A 20182-nucleotide genomic window follows, 5' to 3' on the forward strand; every position below is an offset into this window, starting at 1 on the left:
GTCCTCAGATCCTCAAGATCCAAGTGTCTCTGATGTCCAAGATCCGGGGTCAGGCTCCACCGATGGCGCGGAAGAGGTACTTGTGGACGACCGTGTACTGGTCCTCGGTGACGCCGAGCACGGCGTGCTTGTGGGCGATCCGGGCGAGGAGGGCGTCGGGGCGGGCGTCGGGGTCGGCCAGCAGGGCCTGGGCGAAGCTCGCGATGGATCCGGCCAGGGCCTGGCGCTGCTCGCCACTGGCCTGGTTGCCGCGGTTGAACAGACCGTCCAGCAGTTCGGGCCGGTCGGCGAGCATGGTGCCGTAGAAGCGTGTGGTGATCTCGTCCAGGGCGCCGCCGACGGCGGGCAGGGTGGCACGGACGACAGCGGCCGACTCGGGCGAAAGCATGGGACTCCTCGGGAATGTACGCGTGGAGAGGGACGGCGTTCACCGTCACAGCCGGGTTATGTCGTGCCGGTGCGACCGGCACACCGATGATCGCGGTGGGGCCGTCGCCTGCAACAGGGCCGAATCTCCCTGTGGACAGGGACCGTCGGCCCGGGCCGCCGTGCCCGGCGTACGCTCGGCAGGGGCCGATGTGCCGCCCATACGCCGACCGGCGGCGTCGTGGATGGTGTTCCCTCGGCCGAGACGGCCCCTCTCGCGATCTCTGCCTGCGCGTCGTCACGGACGGCGGCCACTTGGGTCGGCGCGTCGGTGCCGGACCACCCGCCCGTGAACGACCGCGAGGGTGAGAAACAGCACGACCACCGCGGTGGGCACGGCCGCAACCGTCCACCGGTCCACGCCGCCGTCGCGCTCCGCGACCGTCCCGAGGGCCGCCGCGCCCACGGCGGCAGCCAGCCCGGTACCGAGGAGCAAGGCGACGACGTTCCGGGCACCTCCGGTGTCGATCGGCTTCCTGTCGCGGCCGAGTTCCCCCCATTCGTGTGCGGCCTCGCGCAGGTCACGGCGGCGCTGTACTGCCGCGCGTGCCCTCAGGCCCGCCGTGACGGCGGCACCGGCCAGCGCCGCGCCGGACGGTGCCCACCACTCTTCACAGACGAGCAGCAGCATCGCGAGGATCCCGGTCGTGGCCCAGCCACTGAGGCATGCCTCCGCGGCCTTGCGGTGGGCCGGCGGCCGGTCGGCTCCCGCACGCAGGTCGGCGAGGGCCGGCAGGTACCAGACACAGCCCGCCGCGGTGACCGTGGCGGCTCCGAGGGCGAGGACGGCGTGGGGCATGGCCTACCTCGCCGCCTCTTCGAGTCCGGCGATCTCCGGGTGGTGCAGGTCGAAGGCCGGGGACTCGCTGCGGATGCGGGGCAGCGAGGAGAAGTTGTGGCGGGGCGGCGGGCACGAGGTCGCCCACTCCAGCGAACGGCCGTAGCCCCATGGGTCGTCGGCCCGGACGGGCTTGCCGTATCTCGCGGTCTTCCAGACGTTGTAGAAGAACGGGAGGATCGACAGACCGAGCAGGAACGAACCGATCGAGGAGACGGTGTTGAGGGCGGTGAAGCCGTCGGCTGCCAGGTAGTCGGCGTAGCGGCGGGGCATGCCCTCGGCACCCAGCCAGTGCTGGACCAGGAACGTGGTGTGGAATCCGGCCGTGAGCGTCCAGAAGGTGATCTTCCCGAGGCGTTCGTCGAGCATCTTGCCGGTGAACTTGGGCCACCAGAAGTGGAATCCGGCGAACATCGCGTACACGACCGTACCGAAGACCGTGTAGTGGAAGTGCGCGACGACGAAGTACGAGTCCGAGAGGTGGAAGTCCATCGGCGGGGACGCCAGTATCACACCGGTCAGGCCGCCGAAAAGGAACGTGATCAGGAAGCCGACGGTCCACAGCATGGGCGTCTCGAAGGACAGCGAGCCCTTCCACATCGTGCCGATCCAGTTGAAGAACTTCACGCCCGTCGGCACCGCGATGAGGAACGTCATGAAGGAGAAGAACGGCAGCAGGACGCCGCCGGTGACGTACATGTGGTGCGCCCACACGGTCACGGAGAGACCGGCGATGGCGATGGTCGCGGCGATCAGACCCATGTAGCCGAACATCGGCTTGCGGGCGAAGACCGGGATGACCTCGGAGACTATGCCGAAGAACGGCAACGCCAGGATGTAGACCTCCGGATGCCCGAAGAACCAGAACAGGTGCTGCCACAGCAGGGCTCCGCCGTTGGCCGCGTCGAAGACGTGCGCGCCGAACTTGCGGTCCGTCTCCAGCGCGAACAGCGCCGCCGCCAGCACCGGGAAGACGATCAGGACCAGCAGGGCGGTCAGCAGTACGTTCCAGGTGAAGATCGGCATCCGGAACATCGTCATGCCCGGCGCCCGCATGCAGACGATCGTGGTGATGAAGTTGACCGCGCCCAGGATCGAGCCGAAGCCGGACAGTGCCACCCCCATGATCCACAGGTCGGCGCCGAGCCCGGGCGAGTGGACGGCGTCCGACAGCGGGGCGTACAGGAACCAGCCGAAGTCGGCGGCGCCGCCCGGGGTGAGGAAGCCCAGGGCCGCGATCGCCGAACCGAACAGGAAGAGCCAGTAGGCGAGCATGTTCAGGCGGGGGAACGCGACGTCGGGCGCGCCGATCTGCAACGGCATGATCCAGTTGGCGAACCCGGTGAACAGCGGCATCGCGAACATCAGCAGCATGATCGAGCCGTGCATGGTGAACGCCTGGTTGAACTGCTCCTGCGACATGAGCTGCAGGCCGGGCCGGGCCAGTTCCGCGCGCATCAGCAGCGCCATCACACCGCCGACGATGAAGAAGACGAACGCGGTGACCAGGTACATCGTCCCGATCTTCTTGTGGTCGGTGGTCGTCAGCCACTCCGTCCACGTCGGCCGTGCCGCCCGTCCGGTCGTCTCCGCGGCCCTGGTGACCCCGGCACTCGGCCGCGCGGTCCCCGCCTTGTGTGTCTGTGCCTGGTCCACCGGTCGGTGTCCTCCCCTTCTGCCTTGTCGACGACGAGCCGGGAAGTGCCGTGGTGCGGGTATGGACCTGGCCTCTTCCCGGCCGCCGCCTCATGATCGTCGGAGGGGCACCCCGGCGGGATAGGGCCGAACAGCCCTCGGTCGGCCGTCGGATGGGGTCCAACGGCCCCGACCGCTCAGGCGGCCCGCGCGCAGCGTCTCCAGCGGGGTGTCGGTGTCCGCCGAGTCGCCATCGGACGCCCCCAGCCCGGCCCCGGCGGAGTGGTCCAGTCCTACGAAGAGGCACTGCACGCGCTCGACATGGCCGAGCGTCTCGGCCTGGACGACCCTGTCCCGCACGCCGCCGACCTGTTCGTCTACCCGGTCCTCACCCGTGACCGCCAGGCCATGGCCGGCCTCGTCCTCGGCACCCTCGGTCCGCTGACGACCGACCGCGGCGGCGCCCAGCCCGTCCTCGACACCCTCACCGTCCGCTTCGACTCCGGCTGCGTCGCCGCCGAGGCGGCCCGCCGCCTGTCCCTGAGCGTGCGGGCCATGACCTACCGCCGGGAACGCATCCATCAGCTCACCGGCGCCGACCCCGCGGACCCGGCCCACCGCTCCATGCTCCAGACCGCGACCATCGGGACCCGGCTCCTGGACTGGCCGGCCAAGGAGCTGTGAGGCGACCGGGCGGTCGCTCCGGGCATCTGCCCGGCCGATGCCACGGCCGCCGAATCCGCCGACAGCCACCGCCCCGCGCTGGTGAGGTCACTGGGGACGGGGGTGGGCGCCGGAGCGGGCGACTGGACATCGGCGTGCCCCGACTCGGTGCGGTCGCCGGTCCGTGTGGTGCCGGCGGACCGTGCCGGCAGCGGACTCCCCGGGCACGTCCGGTCTCGGCGAGTCCGGACTCGCGGGGTGCGGTGCCACTGGAGCGTCGTTCGGCAGGGCCGTGCCGGCGAGGGCGATGGGTGCGGGTCCGTCAGCCGATGCTCCACTGGCACGACCAACACCGCCCCGAGTCCGGCACCATCACCCTCCTCGGCTGCCGGAAGTGAGGACCGCGTCCGGAACTGGCCGTCCCGGACGCGGTGATCCGGGGGTCCTCAGGCGGACGGCACCAGGGAGAAGACCACCCGCTTACCGGTGGTGGTGTTCTCCCGCTCGTTGAGCCCCCACAGGCGCCCGGACGACGGGGCGTAGGAGAGGTTCTGGGTCAGCGGCGGGGCATGGGTGAGGACGTGCGGCGCGGCGCCCGGCAGCGCCCGGTGGATGCAGTACGGCACGTCGGAGTCGGTGGTGCCCGCCGTCTCGGGGCACTCGCCGCTGAAGTAGTAGGAGGTGCCGTCCGTGGCGGCTCCCTGCACCTTCCAGATCGGCACGGTGTAGGCACCGGTCGCGGTGACCGTGCCGGTGTAGTCGTTCGCGGTGTCGGTGTCCGGGAGCGCCGTGCTCGCGTTCAGCGGCCAGCGGATCAGCGGCCCACCGCCCTTGGTGGCGATCTGCGAGGTGACCAGGGCGTCCGGTGAGGACGTCCGGTCCAGGCTGAGCGAGGTCAGGCACGGCCGCGTGGCGTCGCAGGGGTCACCCGTGTCGCCGGTGAAGTAGATGCCGACCATGGGCAGCGCCCAGTTGTGGTAGCGGGCCGAGGACTTGCCGTTGTCCAGGATGCCGACCTGGTCGGTGGAGGTGTCACTCATCTTCCACAGGTGCCGCAGGTCGTAGACCTGCATCTGGTGCCCGGTGGCGACGAAGAGCTTGTTGCCGTACCAGGTGACACCGTCCGCATGGCCGCTCAGCACGTCCGTCCCGGACCGGTCACCGGCCCCGCCCACCGGGCGGAAGGTGGAGCCGCTGCCGGTGGAGTACGGGTCGACCAGCAGCACGTGCTGGTAGGTGACCGAGGTGCCGGTCGACTCCGCGATGGTGATCCGCGCGTAGTCGTTGTCGGTGTAGTGCCAGGAGGCGATGTAGAGGTAGTGGCCGTTCCAGGTGCCGCTCGGCTGGGCGTCGTGCGAACCGGTCAGTCCCTGGGGCGTCCAGACGGCGGAGGTGTCATCGGCCTGGTCCCAGCAGAAGCCGTCGTACTTCAGTGAGCCGTCGAGGTTGGTGTTGTGGCACAGTGCCGCCCGCCCGGCGTGACCGCCGTCGGCGAGCACCTGGTCGGGCGAGGTGCGCACGGAGACGCTTCCCGACGCCTCGATCTGCTGGATCGCGGCGCCCCGGTTCGTGAAGTCCCCCGCCCGCATCGTGAAGCCGCTGGGGTCGATCGGGGCCAGGACGGAGGCGGCCGCCGCCGGATGAGCCACGGACAGGGTGACCGCCGAGAGCAGCAGGGCCAGGAACGCGCCGACCGCCCCGATCCACCGGCGGTTCGTCCCGCACATGATTCTGTTCATGCGCGCTGACGCTACATCAGCAGCCGCTGGAGACATACGGAATGGGCAGGATCGCCGGCCGGGAAGCAAGGCGTCGGGCGGCCTCGCGGATCGCCTCTTCCGTGGGGCGGAAGCCGTATTGCGCCTCTGCGGAGGCTCTCCCGACGATGGCGCCACCACGAGAGACGGGAGCCGACCCCCATGCCTCACACGACCGCCTTCGCAAGGAACCAGTGGTACGTCGCCGCCTACAGCCACGAGGTCGGGCGCGAGTTGCTCGGCCGTACGATCCTCGGTGAGCCGCTCGTCTTCTACCGCGCCGAGGACGACGGCACCGCGGTCGCGCTGGCCGACCGCTGTGTCCACCGCCGCTTCCCCCTCTCGGAGAGCCGGCTCGACGGGGGCCGCATCGTGTGCGGGTACCACGGCTTCACCTACGACACGACGGGCGCCTGCGTGTACGTGCCGGGGCAGAAGCGCGTCCCGCGCACGGCCAGGGTCGCCTCCTACCCGGTCGTCGAGCGGGACTCGCTGGTGTGGGTGTGGATCGGCGACCCGGCGCTCGCCGACGCGGGGACCATTCCGCGGGCCGCGCACCTGGACTCCCCGGACTGGGTCACGGTGCGCGGCATGGAGCCGATCGACGCCGACTACGGCCTGCTGGTGGACAACCTCCTCGACCTCTCCCACGAGACGTATCTGCACGGCGGCTACATCGGCACCCCGGAGGTCGCCGAGACGCCGATCACCACCGAGGTCGACGAGGGCGCCGGCATCGTGCGGGTCAGCCGGCACATGGACGACGCCGAGTGCCCGCCGTTCTACGCCCGCTCCACCGGTATCGAGGGCCGTATCACCCGCTGGCAGGACATCGAGTACCACGCGCCCTGCCTCTACCTGCTGCACAGCCGGATCGCGCCGGTCGGCGTGCTGCCCGAGCCGGACGGCAGCGACCCGAACGGCTTCCACACCGAGATCACCTATGCGATCACCCCGTCCACCGGCGGCAAGGTGTTCGACTTCTGGGCCGTCTCCCGGGACTTCGCGAAGGACGACGAGGAAGTCACCACGTTCCTGCACGACTTCAACCACACGGTCGTCATGCAGGACGTCGACGCGCTCAACCTGTTGCAGAGGACGCTCGGCACCGAGCGGGCCGGCTACCAGGAGCTGAGCATCAACATCGACACCGGCGGTCTCGCCGCCCGCCGTATCCTCGCCCGTCTGGTCGAGGAGGGCGACAAGCCGGTGGAGCAGGTCCGGTGAGCACGCCGTCCGCCGCTGTGAGCCGCGAGGTCTACCGCATCGACTGGCTCCCGGGCACCGACGTCCTGCACGGCACCTGCCACTGCGGTGCCGAGAACACCGCCGAGGACCCGGTGCGGATGTGGGAGTGGATGCTCGCGCACCCCGAAGGACACCAGCCCGGAGGAACCACCTCATGACCGTGTACGAAGCCGAACTCGTCGTCGACCGCCACGAGCCGGCGGCCGAGGGCGTGCTCACCCTCACCCTGCGCCATCCGCTGGGCGAGGAGCTGCCGGCCTGGGAGCCGGGCGCCCATGTCGACGTCCTGCTCGGCCCGGGCCTTGAGCGGCAGTACTCACTGTGCGGCGATCCCGCGGACCGGCACCGGTGGCGGATCGCCGTACTCCGCGAGGCCGACGGGCGGGGAGGCTCGGCGTACGTCCACGAGCGGCTGCGCGAGGGCGACAGGGTACGGGTGCGGGGGCCGCGCAACCACTTCCCCCTGCACCCCTCCCCGCGTTACCGGTTCATCGCGGGCGGCATCGGCATCACGCCCGTCCTGCCGATGCTCGCCGCGGCCGAGGCGGCGGGCGCCGAGTGGACCCTGCTGTACGGCGGTCGCACCCGCCGCTCCATGGCGTTCACCGCGGAGCTGGAGCGGTACGGGGACCGGGTCACGGTCGCCCCGCAGGACGAGACCGGGCTGCTGGACCTGGCCCCGGTACTGGACGGCCTGCCCGACGGCACGCTCGTCTACTGCTGTGGCCCGGACCCGCTGCTGGACGCGGTGGAGGAGCGCTGCCCGGCCGGGGCACTGCGCGTCGAGCGGTTCCGGCCCAAGGAGCAACCCGCCGGGGACGACGGCGCGTTCGAGGTCGTCCTGGAGCGGAGCGGCCGTACGCTCACCGTCCCGCCGCGGGTGTCGATCCTCGACAGCGTGCGTGCCGCAGGCGTCGAGGTGCTCTACTCCTGCACCGAGGGCACCTGCGGCACCTGCGAGACCGACGTCCTGGAGGGCACACCGGAGCACCGGGACTCGGTCCTGACGGACGAGGAGCGGGAGTCCGGCGAGACCATGATGATCTGCGTGTCCCGGTGCCGGGGCGGGCGGTTGGTGCTCGATCTGTGACAGATCCGTCAGGTCACGAGAGGTACCCCTCCCCCTCAGACGTAGAACCGCGACAGGCTCCGCAGGACGGCCGCGGGCTTGCCGCCGCCGTCGATCTCCATCGTGCCGTCCACGGCGATCTGCACCCCGCCCGGCACGTCCTCCACCGAGGCGAGCTTCGCGACCAGCCGGATACGGGAGCCGACCTTCACCGGGGCCGGGAAACGCACCTTGTCCAGACCGTAGTTGACCTTCGTCGACACTCCCTCGACCTCCAGCAGCTCGGTGAAGAGCGGGATGAAGAGGGAGAGGGTGAGGTAGCCGTGGGCGATGGGCGCGCCGAACGGGCCGTCCTTCGCCTTTTCCGGGTCGACGTGGATCCACTGGTGGTCGCCCGTGGCGTCGGCGAAGGTGTCGATCCGCTCCTGGGTGACCTCGATCCACGCGCTGGTGCCGAGGTCGCTGCCGGCGAGCTTCTTGAGTTCGTCGAGGCCGTTGACGGTGATGCTCATCTGTGGTCCTTGTCTAGGAGGTGGTGCCGTACCGGGAGCGGACACGGGATTTCAGGAGCTTTCCGGAAGCGGTGCGCGGGAGGGCGTCCGCGATCACCACCGATTTGGGGATCTTGTACTTGGCCAGCCGACCGGAGAGTGCGGCGATCACCTCGTCCGGGTCGAGCGTGGAGCCCTCGCGGGGGACGACGACCGCGCGCGGCACCTCGCCCCACCTGTCGTCGGGCACGCCGATGACGGCGCACTCGACGATGTCGGGGTGTGCGAGGAGCTGGTCCTCGATCTCGGCGGGGTAGATGTTCTCGCCGCCTGAGATGATCACGTCCTTGATGCGGTCGACGATGTAGACGTACCCGTCGTCGTCGACGCGGGCCGCGTCCCCGCTGCGGAACCAGCCGTCGGCGAAGACGGCCTCGGTCTCCTCCGGCAGTCCCCAGTAGCCGGACATGACGTGCGGGCCGCGCACCACGACCTCGCCCGTCTCGCCGACGTCGACCGGTGCGAGGTCGGGCCGCACCACCCGTACGTCGCTGAAGAAGTGCGGCACACCGGCCGAGCCCGCCTTGCCGACCGCGTGCTCGGCGTCCAGGAAGAGGGTGCCGGGCGCGGCCTCCGTCATGCCGTAGCCCTGGAGGAAGGTGAGCCCGCGCTCCTGATACGTGGCGATCAGCGGGGTCGGGACCGGTGAGCCGCCGCAGGTGAGGATGCGGAGGCTGGACAGGTCGGCCCCGTCCCAGCGTGGATGCCGGGCCACCTGGTCGAACATGGTCGGCACCCCGAACATGAAGGTGATCCGGTGGCGTTCGATCAGGTCGAAGGTGGCGTCCGGGTCGAAGGACTCGACCAGGACGCAGGTGCCCCCCTTGAGCAGGACGGGCAGGGTGAGCATGTTCAGCCCGGCCGTGTGGAACAACGGGGCGGAGACCAGGGCGCGTTCGTCGGCGGTCAGGTCGTGGTCGACAAGGACGTTGAACGCGTTCCAGACCAGGTTGCCGTGCGTGAGCATGGCGCCCTTGGGCCGGCCCGTGGTCCCCGAGGTGTACATGATGATGCAGGTGTCGTCGAGGCGAACGGGCTGGTCGATCGGCTCGTCGCTCGCGGCGGCCAGCAACTCCTCGTATGCGGCGCCCACTTCGACGTACGTCCGTACATCGGTGCTACCGGGCAGTCGGGCCGCCGGCGGGGCCTGCGAGGGCCCGTGGACGAGGGCCTTGGCGCCCGAGTCGGCGAGCTGGTAGGCGATCTCGGGTTCGGCGAGGCGGATGTTGAGCGGGACGAAGACCCCGCCGAGGGTGCCCGCGGCGAACAGCGTCTCCAGGAAGGCGGGGTGGTTGGGGCCGAGGTAGGCGATCCGGTCGCCGGGGCGGACTCCCCGGGCGCGCAGGGCGTGCGCGAGGCGGGTGGTGCGTTCGTACAGCCCGGCGTAGGTGACGCTGCGGTCGCGGTGGATCAGGGCGGTGCGGTGCGGGGTCTTGCGGGCCCGGCGTGCGGGCCACGACCCCAGTCCCTCGTTGCGCATCTCACGGCCCCTTCAGGCTGTCGTCAGTCCGAGCAGCCGGGCGGCGTTCTCCTTGAGGATCTTCGGGCGCACTTCGTCCTTGATCGACAGCTTCGCGAAGTCGGCGAGCCAGCGGTCGGGGGTGAGGACGGGGAAGTCCGAGCCGAAGAGCACCTTGTCCTTGAGCAAGGTGTTGGCATAGTGCACGAGCTGTGGCGGGAAGTACTTCGGCGACCACCCGGACAGGTCGATGTGCACGCCGGGTTTGTGCGTGGCGACCGCCAGGGCCTCGTCCTGCCAGGGGAACGACGGGTGCGCCAGGATGATCTTCAGGTGGGGGAAGTCGGCGGCGACGTCGTCCACGTGCAGCGGGTTGGAGTACTTCAGCCGGATGCCGCCCCCGCCGGGAACGCCGGCTCCGATGCCGGTCTGGCCCGTGTGGAACAGGGCGATGGTCCCGGTCTCCTCGATGACCTCGTACAGGCCGTAGGCCACCGAGCGGTCGTCGGGGAAGAAACCCTGGATGCTGGGGTGGAACTTGAAGCCTTTCACCCCGTACTCCTCGACCAGGCGCCGGGCCTGCTTCACGCCGGCCTTGCCACGGAAGGGATCGATGGAGGCGAACGGGATCAGCACGTCCGGGTTCGCGGCGGCGGCCTCGGCGACCTCCTCGTTGGGGACCGGTTCGGTGCCGGTGGCGGACTCGGCGTCGACCGTGAAGATCACGGCGGCCATCTTCCGCTCGCGGTAGTACGCGGCCGTCTCCTCCAGGGTCGGCTTCCGGGCGCCCTCCACCTTGAAGTAGGCGGAGGAGGCGTCGTGCAGGTCGTCGTCCAGCGAGGAGTGTCCCTTGGAGGAGACCTCGGCGTGGGTGTGGACGTCGATCGCGACGAGTTCGTCCAGGCCCATCACGCCTCCGGGAACTTCGGCGCGGGGATGCCGACGGTCTGCGGTTCGGCGCCGACCGACGTGGCCCACACGTCGGCGAGGGTGTCCGGGGACCAGCCGCCGTCCGCGTACGCCGCCGTGGTCTCCTGCGGGTGCGACCAGAGTGCCACCTTGTCACCGCCGATGCCGATGGCCTGGCCGGTCACGCCGCGCGCCGCCTCGGAGGCGAGGAAGGGTACGAGAGCGGCGCAGTCCTCGGGGGTGCCGAAACCCTCGCCCTTGCGGAGGAAGTCGGGCAGCGGCTCGCCGTTCTTCATGGCCTCGACGTAGGGGGCGAAGGCCGGGATGGTCTCCGTCATGGCGGTGGCGGCGACCGGAACGATCGCGTTGACGGTGATGTGCGCGCGGGCCAGTTCCATCGACCAGGTGCGGGCCATGGCGGCGATGCCGGCCTTGGCGGCGGCGTAGTTCGTCTGTCCGAAGTTGCCGCGCTGTCCGGCCGGGGAGCCGACCAGGATCATCGTGCCGCCCTCGCCCTGCTCACGCATCCGGACGGCGGCGGCTCGGGCGCAGGTGAAGGTACCGCGCAGATGGGTGGTGATCACCGCGTCGAAGTCGTCGTCGGTCATCTTCCACAGCACCTTGTCGCGCAGGATGCCGGCGTTGGTGACCAGGACGTCCAGGCGGCCGAACTCCTCCACGGCGCGGGCCACCAGCCGGTCGGCGGCCTCGCCGGTACCGACCGCGACGGCCTCGGCCACGGCCTTGCCGCCCGCCTCGGTGACGGACTTCGCGGCTTGCTCGGCGACGGCCTCGTCGACGTCGTTCACGACCACGGCGGCGCCGTGGGCGGCGAGGGCATGGGCGTAGGCCAGGCCGAGGCCACGGCCGCTTCCGGTGACGACGGCCACCTTGCCGGTGAGATCGATGCTGGGCACGAGCGGGTCCCTTCCAGAGGGGTCGGCCGCCGGGCGCGCCGGGGCGGGTGCGCCTGTGGCTCGGGCGGCGTGCGGTCCGGAATCGAAGCTAAGGACAATCATTGTTGTCGTCAATAGTTGTTGCCGACCGGTCCGTGCGGCATGCTGTGGGGCAGCACGTACGTACGTCCCGCCTCCGGACGGAGGCCCGGCCCAGGGAGCCAGCCATCGCCGGCCAGCAGCACGCCCCAGAACACGCCGTGGGCTCCGCCCCGATCGACGCCCGGGAGCCGTGGATGCGCGGGCTGCACGCGGACACCGGCTATCTGCTGTACCGGCTCGGGCTGCGCTCCGGCCAGCTGTTCAACGCCTTCCTCCAGGAGTCCGGCCTGCGGCTGCGCCACTACGCGCTGCTGCGCTTCCTCGCCACCTCCGAGGGCGCCCTGCAACGGGAGTTGAGCACCTCCCTCGGCTACGACCCGAGCGCGATCGTCGGCCTGGTCGACGACCTGGAGAGGCTGGGGTTCGCCGAGCGCCGTCCCTCCCCGGACGACCGGCGCAGCCGTATCGTCGTGCTGACCGAGGCCGGCCGGGTCTTCCTGCGCGACACCGACGAGGCGGGTTCGCGGGTCACGGGCGAACTGCTCCGGCCGCTCGACGCCGAGGAGCGGGACGTCCTGCACACGCTGCTGCTGAGGGTCGCCGAGAACGGGCTCGGGTGACGCCGTCCCCATGACCGCCGACGCGCTGCCCCCGCAGACGGTGCGTTCCGCACCGGACCGGCTGCTCGCCGTGCTCGCGGCCTTCGACCACGCGCATCCGGCGCTCTGCCTGACCGACATCAGCCGCCGGGCCGGGCTCACCCTCACCACCACGCACCGGCTGGTGGGGGCACTGACCGAGTGGGGCGCCCTGGAGCGGGACGCGGAGGGTCTCTACCACGTGGGGCTGAGGCTGTGGGAGATCGCGGCGCTCGCTCCGCGCGGACTCGCGCTGCGGCAGGTGGCGCTGCCGCACCTGGAGGACCTGTACGAGGCGACGCACGAGAACGTGCAGCTGGCGGTGCGCGACGGCGGGGAGGTCGTGTACGTCGAGTGGCTCTCCGGGCGCTCGGCGGTCGGCGTCCACATCCGGGTCGGCGCCCGCTGGCCGCTGCACGCCACCGGGGTCGGGCTCGCCCTGCTGGCCCACAGCGGGCAGCCGTTCCAGGAGGCGTACTGCGAGGGGCCGTTGACCGCGTTCACCCCGTACACCATCGCGGATCCCGCGCGACTGCGCCGCGAACTGGCGGAAGTACGGCGGTCGGGCGTGGCCGTGAGCAGTCGTCAGATCACCGAAGACGCCCTGTCGGTGGCGGCCCCGGTACACGGCCGCGACGGCGGGGTGATGGCGGCGGTGTCGATCGTGGTCCCCCACGCGACGGCCCAGGCAGCCGTGCTGGTCCCGGCGGTACGGCTCGCGGCGCGGGGGATATCACGGGCGCTGGGGTGGCAGCCGGCGGCACGCTGAGCCGAGGTTCGCACCGTTCAGGCTTCGGGGCAGCAACCGGGGTTGTGACCGGCATTGAGGCGGAGCACCACCGGGGAGCGATCAGACGAATCGGTCCACGCCGGTCGACGGCGGCGTCCCGCTCCGGCACCAGGTCTCGATCCCGCTCGCGGTCTCCCTGCTTCCCGCGGAAGTACAACCACTGTGACCACGCGAGCATCTGAAACAACGTGTAACACCTCGTTAACTGACGTCAAGTTAGGTAGGTCGCGCGACGTTCATGGGATCGCTCCCATCAGGGAGCTACCGGAAGGAGTTTCGTGGCTACGAGCACACGGACCCAGCGACGGAGGCTGGCCATACCCCTGCTGGCCTTCGTCCTGGCCGGCGGCGGCACGGTCGCCACCGGGGGTACGGCGACGGCGGTGCCCGCCGAGCCGGACACCCCGGTGGGCAGCGGTGTCAGCTCTGGATTGCGACCCGAAGGAGATCGGATCGACCTGACCGGGGGCGCCGGCCGGTTCAGACCGCGCCAGACCGGTGAGTCCGATACACAGCACAAGCAAACGCCCTCCGGCCGCGCTCCGTACATCGTGGAACTCTCCGAGGAACCGGTGGCGACCTACGCGGGTCGGCTCTCGGGGCTGTCCCGGACCCGCCCTGCACCGGGCGAGCAGCTGGAACCGCAGTCGGGGGCGGCGAAGGCGTACCGGAAGCACCTGGGTACCCAGCGGACGGCCGTGGCCGAAGCAGCCGGCGTCACGGTCAACGAGGTCTACACCACGGCCTTCAACGGATTCTCCGCCACGCTGACCACCGCTCAGGTCGAGGAACTGAAGGCGGACAAGCGGGTCCGTTCGGTCACCAAGTCCCAGGTGGTCGGTACGAACCAGGCGTCCCTTGGTGACACCACACCGCAGCCGACGACTGGCACGGCAACGGGCACAGCCGGAACAGCCAAGACCGGGGCATCGGCCAGCGGCGCCCTGGCAACCGGCTCGCCGGCGACCAGCGCGCACAAGTCCGCCGCGCGGAAGCCGGGCGGAAGCACCGGCGCCGGGGTCGTGATCGGCGTCCTGGACACCGGGATCTGGCCGGAGAGCCCGTCGTTCGCCAAGCGGATACCGGCGGCCCCGGCGGGCTGGCACGGCACCTGCCAGACCGGCTACACATTCGCTGCCCAGCACTGCAACGGCAAGATCGTCGGCGCCCGGTACTTCGCCGACACCTTCCTCGCGGCGTCGGGCGGCACGCTGCCCGAGGGTGAGGTGCTCTCCCCCCGGGACATGGCCGGGCACGGTACGCACACGGCGTCCACCGCGGCCGGCCTGCCCGTCGACAACGTCACCATCTCGGGGCGGAACTTCGGTTCGGTCTCCGGCGTGGCGCCGGATGCGCGGATCGCCGTCTACAAGGTCCTGTGGGGCGGCTCGGGATACGACGCCGACATCATCGCGGGCATCGACGCGGCGGTCTCCGACGGCGTACAGGTGCTCAACTACTCGATCGGAACGCAGTTCGGGGACAGCGAGCCCAACACCCCGATCGGCAAAGCGTTCCTCAACGCCACGCTGGCCGGAGTCTTCGTCACGGCCGCGGCCGGCAACAGCGGCTTCAGCAGCGCGGTCAGCAACACCCAGCCGTGGGTCACCACGGTCGGCGCGGCGGTGACCCACGTGAACGAGGGAACCGTCCGGCTCGGCGACGGCACCTCGATCACCGGCGCCTCGCTGGACGTGCTCCCCGGTGGCCGATCCCTGCCGCTGGTCTTCGGCGAGCAGGCCGGCACATTGGAGGAGGGCTCGGCGTACTGCGAGCCCGGCAGTCTGGACCCGGCGAAGGTGGAGGGCAAGGTGGTCGCCTGCGCCCTGGACAGCCCCTACGGCGCGGTGGAGGAGCTCAAGGCCAAGCGCGCGGCGGCCATGGTCCTCTTCGATCCCAACGGCAACTTCCGGGTCAACAGCATCTACGACTTCCCGGTGCTCTATCTGAACACCAGGGACCAGGCCGGTAAGATCTTCAACTACCTGATGAGGCACCCGGCCGACGGCACCGCGCGGCTCACCTCAAGCAACCACGGCTCCGGCGCCCCAGGTGTGCCGACCATCGCGGACTACTCTGCGACAGGGCCGGACAAGACGCATCCCGGGCTCATGAAGCCCGACCTGGTCGCCCCCGGCAGCGACATCATCGCGGCCGTCTCCCCGCCGGGGAACTTCGGCCGGCAGTACGACGCGTACTCGGGGACCTCGATGGCGGCCCCGCACGTGGCCGGCGAGGCCGCGGTCCTGCGGGCCGAACATCCCGACTGGTCGCCCGGCGCGGTCGCCTCGGCGTTGCACACCACAGCCGACACCGTGGGCGACACCAGCCCGCTGGCCCAGGGCAGCGGGCTGCCGTCGCTGACGCGGGCCGCCGATCCGGGGCTGGTCATCGAGCCGGACGCCAAGAGCCTGACCGCCTTCAGTGAAGCGGCTCAGCCCGACGGCCGCGAGCTGAACCTGCCGTCGATCGGGCTGCGCGAGTACGACGGCACCAAGCCGGTGGTGTTGACCCGCAAGCTGACCAACGTCGGCAGCAAGCGGGAGACGTACCGTGCCTCGACGAGCGGGCTGGAGGGCATGCGGGTGAGCGTCACCCCGGCAACGGTGACGGTGGCACCGGGCGAGACCGCCTCGGTCACCATCACCCTGCGGCGAGGCAGCGCACCGTGGGACCGCTACGTCACCGGCGCGATCACCTGGCGCGGCACCCACCACCAGGTACGGATTCCGGTCGCCGCGCGCCCGTGGGGCATCTCGCCCCGGTCGTACGACGACACCCTGGAAGAGTTCGGCCGCCTCGCCGACGGCACCTACGGCGTGTTCGAGCCGGGCTTCACCGGTCCGGTCTCCGGCCGGTCGACCGGCTACGCCCCCATGCGGCGGGAGTCGTACTCGATGCGGACCGGGGTCAGCGGCGGGGTCTTCGACCGGAAGGCCCTCGGAGTGCAGGCGCACACCTTCAAGGTGCCGACGGGCAGCGCCGGAATCGTCGTGGATATCGCGACCGACGACCCGGACACCAACCTCGACCTCTGGCTGTACAAGGGCGACAAGCTGGTCTACCGGAGCGCCGCCGGCTGGAGCAGCTCCGAGCGGGCCTGGGTCTTCATGCCGGAAGCGGGCACCTACACGGCGTATGTCTTCGCACAGGACTCCGGTAGCCCGGTCGTCGACTACCGGCTCGGCCACGTCGTCCTCGGCCGTGACGGCCACTACGAGCCGGCGACGCTGGAACTGCCGGCCGCGGTGGAGCGCGGCACGACACCGCGGTTCAAGCTGCGGCCGGGCGCTCCGCTGAAGCCTGACGTCGAGTACTGGGCGTACACCGAGCTCCGCACCAACGGGCAGGTGATTCCAGGTCAGTTGGTGTCCACGAACCAGTACTCCTGGGAGTGACGCGGTAATTCCCCGGGGGCGGTGGCTCCCGAGTGGCCGGTGGGGTGGGGCGGAGCGCCTTCCGCCCCACCGGCTCGCTCATCCCGGACTCCACGGAGCCGGCATCCGGCGGCTTCCGCGTGCCGCCGCGATCGGCGCCCTGCGCTCGACTCCGTGTTCACCGGCGCGTCCCACCGGGGCACGGCGGCCGGTGGGGGTGGTTCGGTGTCGGCGTCAAGGTGTTCAAGGTGTTCGGGCCGCGGCGGTGTCGCGGAGGAGGCCGGCGAAGGTCAGGGCGGCGGGGGTGAGCGAGTGGTCGGCCATGCGCACCAGGAGGATGCGGCGGACGGGGGCCGGCGGCTGGAGGGGCAGGACGCTGACGCCGGGGCGGATGCCCTCCAGGGCCAGGGTGGGGGCGAGGGCGACGCCGATGCCGGCGGCGACCATGGCCTGGGCTTCCTGGTAGTCGTGGGCCTCGTAGGCGATGTGGGGCTCGAAGCCGGCGGCACGGCAGCCGCGGACGAGGGCTTCGGCCACCGGGTGACGGTCGGCGCGGGTGATCCAGGGATCGTGTGCGAAGTCGGCGAGTGAGGCGGCGTCGCGGCCGGCGCGTGGATGGCGGTCGCTGACGAGAAGGGCCGGCGGGTCGTCGAGGAGCGGGGAGACGACGATGTCCTCCCGGTCGATCCGGCTCCAGTCGTAGTCCCACATCAGCGACATCTCGATCTCCCGGTTCTCCAGCATGGTCCAGAGTCCGGCGATGCGGGCGCTGCGGACGGTCAGGCGTACGTCGGGGTGGGCGTCCCGGAAGGCGATCACGGCCTGCGGGAGGAGCGAGGCGCCGACGGTGGGGAAGGTGCCGATGCGGAGTGTGCCCGCGCGCAGGCCGGCGAAGTCGGCGAGTTCGTTCTCCGCGGCCCGCAGTTCGCGTTCGATCCGTTGCCCTCGTTCGGCCAGCGCCCGGCCGGCGTCGGTGAGGGTGACGCCCCGGGCGTGGCGTTCCAGCAGGGGCTGGCCCGCCTCCGCTTCCAGGCGGTTGATCTGCTGCGACACCGCTGACGGTGTGTAGTTGAGGGCGCGGGCTGTCGCGGTCACCGAGCCGCGCCGGGCGACCTCCGTGAACAGCAGGATGCGCCGGACGTCGAGCATGCCCTTACCTCCAGCGTTCACTTCAGCTTAATAGCCATGCAGATTTCCGAGATTGTACTTCACGCTGCCGTAACCCACCGTGGAGGACACCACGCACGGCGAGACCGTCGGTGGACATCCCCTTCCATGGCTGTGAGGAGTCGGTTGTGCTGCGTCTGCACGGCGAGATGATCCGCGGAGGAACCAGCAAGTGCTGGATCTTCGACCACCGCGACGTGGCCGCCACGGGCGTGGACGTCGACGCCCTGCTGCTCGCCGCCTTCAACGCCGCCGACCCCCGCCAGATCGACGGCGTGGGCGGCGCCTCCTCCACCACCTCCAAGGCCGCCGTCGTACAGGCGTCGGCCCAGGCCGGTGTGGACGTCGAGTACGCCTTCGCTCAGGTGGGGATCGGGGACGAGCGCGTGGAGTGGGCCAGCAACTGCGGCAACTGCGCCACCGCCGTCGCCCTGTACGCCGTCCACCACGACCTCGTGCCGATCACGTCGGACACCACCACCGTCCGCATGCTCAACGTCAACACCGGAGCCCGCCTGACCGGCACCATCCCCACCCCCGCGGGCGCAGCCCCCGAGGAGGGCACGGCCATGGTGCCGGGAACCTCGGCACCGGGCGTACCGGTCCTGCTCGGGTTCCAGGACCCGGCGGGCTCGACGACCGGCCGCGCTCTGCCGACCGGCCGGGCCCTGGACGAGCTGACCGGTCCGGACGGTCCCGTCGAGGCATCCCTGGTGGACGCCGGCGCACCGGCCGCGCTGTTCGAGGCCAAGGCGTTCGGACTCGACGGCACGGAATCCCCCACCGCGTTCGCCGCCGCCGTGCCCGCGCTGACCCTGCTGCGCCGCCAGGCAGCACTGGCCATGGGCCTGGCCCGCGAGGGCGATCCGGTCAGCCACGCGGTGCCGAAAGCCGGCATCGTCGCCCGCCCCGCCCCCTATCGCACCACACAGGGCATCCTCGTCGACCAGGACGAGTACGACCTGGCCGTGCGCATGGTCTCCATGCACGCCCCGCACCCGGCGATCGGCCTGACCTCCGCCGTGGCCCTGGCCACGGCCGCCGCCACCCCCGGCACCCTCGCCCACCGCGTCGCCCGGCAGACCACCGACGGCACGCTGCGCCTGGGCACCCCCGCCGGCGTGGTCACCACCCAAGCCGTCCCCGTACCGGACAGCGCGTCCCCCACGGTGCTGCTGCACCGCGCCGCCCGGCGTATCGCCCGAGCCGAACTCCTCGTTCCCGTCCCGGAAGGACGCCCCGCATGAGCCGCAACGACGCCGCCCCGGGTTCCGTCACCGCACCACCGGGCCGCATCCGCCGGATGCTGTCCCACCTCTACGTCCAGTGCCTGATCGCCGTCCTCCTCGGCGCCGCTGTGGGCGGGCTGTGGCCGTCCGCCGGCGCCGACCTCAAGCCGCTCGGCGACGGCTTCATCGCGCTGGTGAAGATGTTCATCGCGCCGATCATCTTCTGCACGGTCGTCCACGGCATCGCCTCCATGGGCAACGCCCGCGCGGTCGGCCGTGTCAGTCTGAAGGCTCTGGTCTACTTCGAGGTGCTGACCACCGTGGCCATGGTGATCGGCCTGGTCGTCGTCAACGTCGTCAAGCCCGGCAGCGGTCTGCACATCGACCTCTCGACCCTGTCCGCCAAGGGCCTGCCGCCGGAAGCGACCACGGCCCACGAAGGTTTCGCCGAGTTCCTCCTCGCCATCATCCCGGCCACCCTGGTCAGCGCCCTGACCGGCAACGAGATCCTGCCGGTGCTGCTGGTGTCGGTACTGTTCGGCTTCGGCCTGCACGCCGTCGGAGAGGCCGGCCTGGGCATCGCCCGGGGCATCGAGAAGGTCTCCACGGTCCTGTTCACGCTCATCCGGTGGATCATGCGGCTGGCCCCCGTCGGCGCGTTCGGCTCCATGGCCTTCACCATCGGCAACTACGGCCTGGGCACCCTGCGCCACCTGGGCCTGCTGGTCGGCTCCTTCTGGCTGACCGCCCTCTTCTTCGTCCTGGTCGTCCTCGGGACCGTGATGCGCCTGAACGGACTGCGGCTGTTGCCCTTCCTGCGCTACATCAAGGAAGAACTGCTGATCGTCCTGGGCACCTCATCCACCGAGCCCGTACTGCCGCGCATGATGGCCAAGCTCCAGCACGCGGGCGCCTCGAAACCCGTCGTAGGCATCACGCTGCCCGCCGGGTACTCCTTCAACCTCGACGGCACCGCCATCTACCTGACCATGGGCTCGGTCTTCCTCGCCCAGGCCCTCGGCATCGACCTCAGCCTCACCCAGCAGGTGACCATGCTCGCCGTCATGCTGCTCACCTCCAAGGGCGCCGCGGGTGTCACCGGCTCCGGCTTCATCGCCCTGGCCGCCACCCTCAGCGCCGTGCCGCACGTCCCGGTCGCCGCCCTCGCGCTGATCTTCGGCATCGACCGGTTCATGTCCGAAGCCCGCGCCCTGACCAGCCTGGTCGGCAACGGCGTCGCCACCCTGGCCGTCGCCCGCTGGGAGGGCGAGCTCGACGAGGACCGTGCCAAGGCCGTCCTGCGCGGCGAGATTCCCTACGCCCCTGCCCCCGCTCCTCCCGCGGTGCCGGCAGAGTCCGGTCCGAAGGAGACGCCCGCGCCCACCCGCGACCCCGTCCCCGCCGCAAGCTGACGTCACGTGGGCGGGC

At 70.9% G+C, this 20182-nt stretch carries 17 protein-coding genes and 1 pseudogene; 9 read left to right on the forward strand and 9 right to left on the reverse strand.

What is annotated here, in order from left to right:
- Window positions 1-61 precede the first annotated feature (61 nt).
- From IE273_RS22520 to ctaD, 3 genes and pseudogenes are all read right to left on the reverse strand, one after another.
- Window positions 62-388 (reverse strand): annotated as a pseudogene (locus IE273_RS22520) (globin family protein); the annotation flags it as partial.
- Between the two features lie 276 nt (window positions 389-664).
- On the reverse strand, window positions 665-1225 hold the full coding sequence (locus IE273_RS22525; protein WP_189816983.1) for a hypothetical protein: 561 nt from the start codon (window positions 1223-1225) through the stop codon (window positions 665-667).
- A 3-nt stretch (window positions 1226-1228) separates the two neighbouring features.
- Window positions 1229-2920: an aa3-type cytochrome oxidase subunit I gene (ctaD, locus tag IE273_RS22530; RefSeq protein ID WP_189816984.1), complete on the reverse strand. Its 1692-nt coding sequence runs from the start codon at window positions 2918-2920 to the stop codon at window positions 1229-1231.
- Window positions 2921-3040: 120 nt separating this feature from the next.
- Here ctaD and IE273_RS22535 point away from each other — a divergent pair, with 120 nt between their 5' ends.
- A complete protein-coding gene (locus IE273_RS22535; protein WP_268257516.1) occupies window positions 3041-3583 on the forward strand; it encodes a PucR family transcriptional regulator in 543 nt (180 codons plus the stop codon).
- A gap of 425 nt (window positions 3584-4008) precedes the next feature.
- On the opposite strand, the gene IE273_RS22540 is transcribed toward IE273_RS22535, so the two are convergent.
- Complete coding sequence (locus IE273_RS22540; RefSeq protein ID WP_229887347.1) at window positions 4009-5301, reverse strand: hypothetical protein; 1293 nt, start codon at window positions 5299-5301, stop codon at window positions 4009-4011.
- A gap of 180 nt (window positions 5302-5481) precedes the next feature.
- Between IE273_RS22540 and IE273_RS22545 the strand changes: the two genes are divergently transcribed.
- Genes IE273_RS22545 through IE273_RS22555 form a run of 3 tightly spaced genes read left to right on the forward strand, consistent with a single transcriptional unit; the run spans window position 5482 to window position 7657 of the window.
- A complete protein-coding gene (locus IE273_RS22545; protein ID WP_189816985.1) occupies window positions 5482-6546 on the forward strand; it encodes an aromatic ring-hydroxylating dioxygenase subunit alpha in 1065 nt (354 codons plus the stop codon).
- A complete protein-coding gene (locus tag IE273_RS22550) occupies window positions 6543-6725 on the forward strand; it encodes a hypothetical protein (RefSeq protein ID WP_189816986.1) in 183 nt (60 codons plus the stop codon). The genes IE273_RS22545 and IE273_RS22550 overlap by 4 nt, the downstream gene beginning before the upstream one ends.
- Window positions 6722-7657 (forward strand): PDR/VanB family oxidoreductase, encoded by a 936-nt coding sequence (locus tag IE273_RS22555; protein WP_189816987.1) that lies wholly within the window; start codon window positions 6722-6724, stop codon window positions 7655-7657. Before IE273_RS22550 ends, IE273_RS22555 begins: the two co-directional genes overlap by 4 nt.
- Window positions 7658-7692: 35 nt before the next feature.
- Here IE273_RS22555 and IE273_RS22560 read toward each other — a convergent pair whose 3' ends face one another.
- Genes IE273_RS22560 through IE273_RS22575 form a run of 4 tightly spaced genes read right to left on the reverse strand, consistent with a single transcriptional unit; the run spans window position 7693 to window position 11472 of the window.
- Window positions 7693-8148 carry a MaoC family dehydratase gene (locus IE273_RS22560; protein WP_189816988.1) on the reverse strand — a complete coding sequence of 152 codons (456 nt, stop codon included), beginning with the start codon at window positions 8146-8148 and terminating at the stop codon, window positions 7693-7695.
- Between the two features lie 13 nt (window positions 8149-8161).
- Window positions 8162-9667: an acyl-CoA synthetase gene (locus IE273_RS22565; RefSeq protein WP_189816989.1), complete on the reverse strand. Its 1506-nt coding sequence runs from the start codon at window positions 9665-9667 to the stop codon at window positions 8162-8164.
- Window positions 9668-9679: 12 nt separating this feature from the next.
- Window positions 9680-10555 (reverse strand): amidohydrolase family protein, encoded by an 876-nt coding sequence (locus IE273_RS22570; RefSeq protein ID WP_189816990.1) that lies wholly within the window; start codon window positions 10553-10555, stop codon window positions 9680-9682.
- Complete coding sequence (locus IE273_RS22575) at window positions 10555-11472, reverse strand: SDR family NAD(P)-dependent oxidoreductase (RefSeq protein ID WP_308437055.1); 918 nt, start codon at window positions 11470-11472, stop codon at window positions 10555-10557. Before IE273_RS22575 ends, IE273_RS22570 begins: the two co-directional genes overlap by 1 nt.
- A gap of 239 nt (window positions 11473-11711) precedes the next feature.
- Between IE273_RS22575 and IE273_RS22580 the strand changes: the two genes are divergently transcribed.
- The 3 genes from IE273_RS22580 to IE273_RS22590 all read left to right on the forward strand — a co-directional run bounded on the left by IE273_RS22580 (window position 11712) and on the right by IE273_RS22590 (window position 16379).
- Entirely contained in the window at window positions 11712-12173 is a 462-nt protein-coding gene (locus tag IE273_RS22580) for a MarR family winged helix-turn-helix transcriptional regulator (RefSeq protein WP_229887349.1), read from the forward strand.
- 10 nt (window positions 12174-12183) lie between these two features.
- Window positions 12184-12960, forward strand: a complete 777-nt coding sequence (locus IE273_RS22585) for an IclR family transcriptional regulator (protein ID WP_189816991.1) — start codon at window positions 12184-12186, stop codon at window positions 12958-12960.
- 299 nt (window positions 12961-13259) lie between these two features.
- Window positions 13260-16379, forward strand: a complete 3120-nt coding sequence (locus IE273_RS22590; protein ID WP_189816992.1) for a S8 family serine peptidase — start codon at window positions 13260-13262, stop codon at window positions 16377-16379.
- Window positions 16380-16601: 222 nt separating this feature from the next.
- On the opposite strand, the gene IE273_RS22595 is transcribed toward IE273_RS22590, so the two are convergent.
- On the reverse strand, window positions 16602-17507 hold the full coding sequence (locus tag IE273_RS22595; RefSeq protein ID WP_189817170.1) for a LysR family transcriptional regulator: 906 nt from the start codon (window positions 17505-17507) through the stop codon (window positions 16602-16604).
- A gap of 146 nt (window positions 17508-17653) precedes the next feature.
- Here IE273_RS22595 and IE273_RS22600 point away from each other — a divergent pair, with 146 nt between their 5' ends.
- Together IE273_RS22600 and dctA are read left to right on the forward strand one after the other, a co-directional pair.
- Window positions 17654-18772, forward strand: a complete 1119-nt coding sequence (locus IE273_RS22600) for a PrpF domain-containing protein (protein WP_189816993.1) — start codon at window positions 17654-17656, stop codon at window positions 18770-18772.
- Entirely contained in the window at window positions 18769-20166 is a 1398-nt protein-coding gene (gene dctA, locus IE273_RS22605; RefSeq protein ID WP_189816994.1) for a C4-dicarboxylate transporter DctA, read from the forward strand. The genes IE273_RS22600 and dctA overlap by 4 nt, the downstream gene beginning before the upstream one ends.
- Window positions 20167-20182 lie beyond the last annotated feature (16 nt).

Source organism: Streptomyces olivaceoviridis (assembly GCF_014650115.1).
GTDB lineage: Bacteria > Actinomycetota > Actinomycetes > Streptomycetales > Streptomycetaceae > Streptomyces > Streptomyces olivaceoviridis.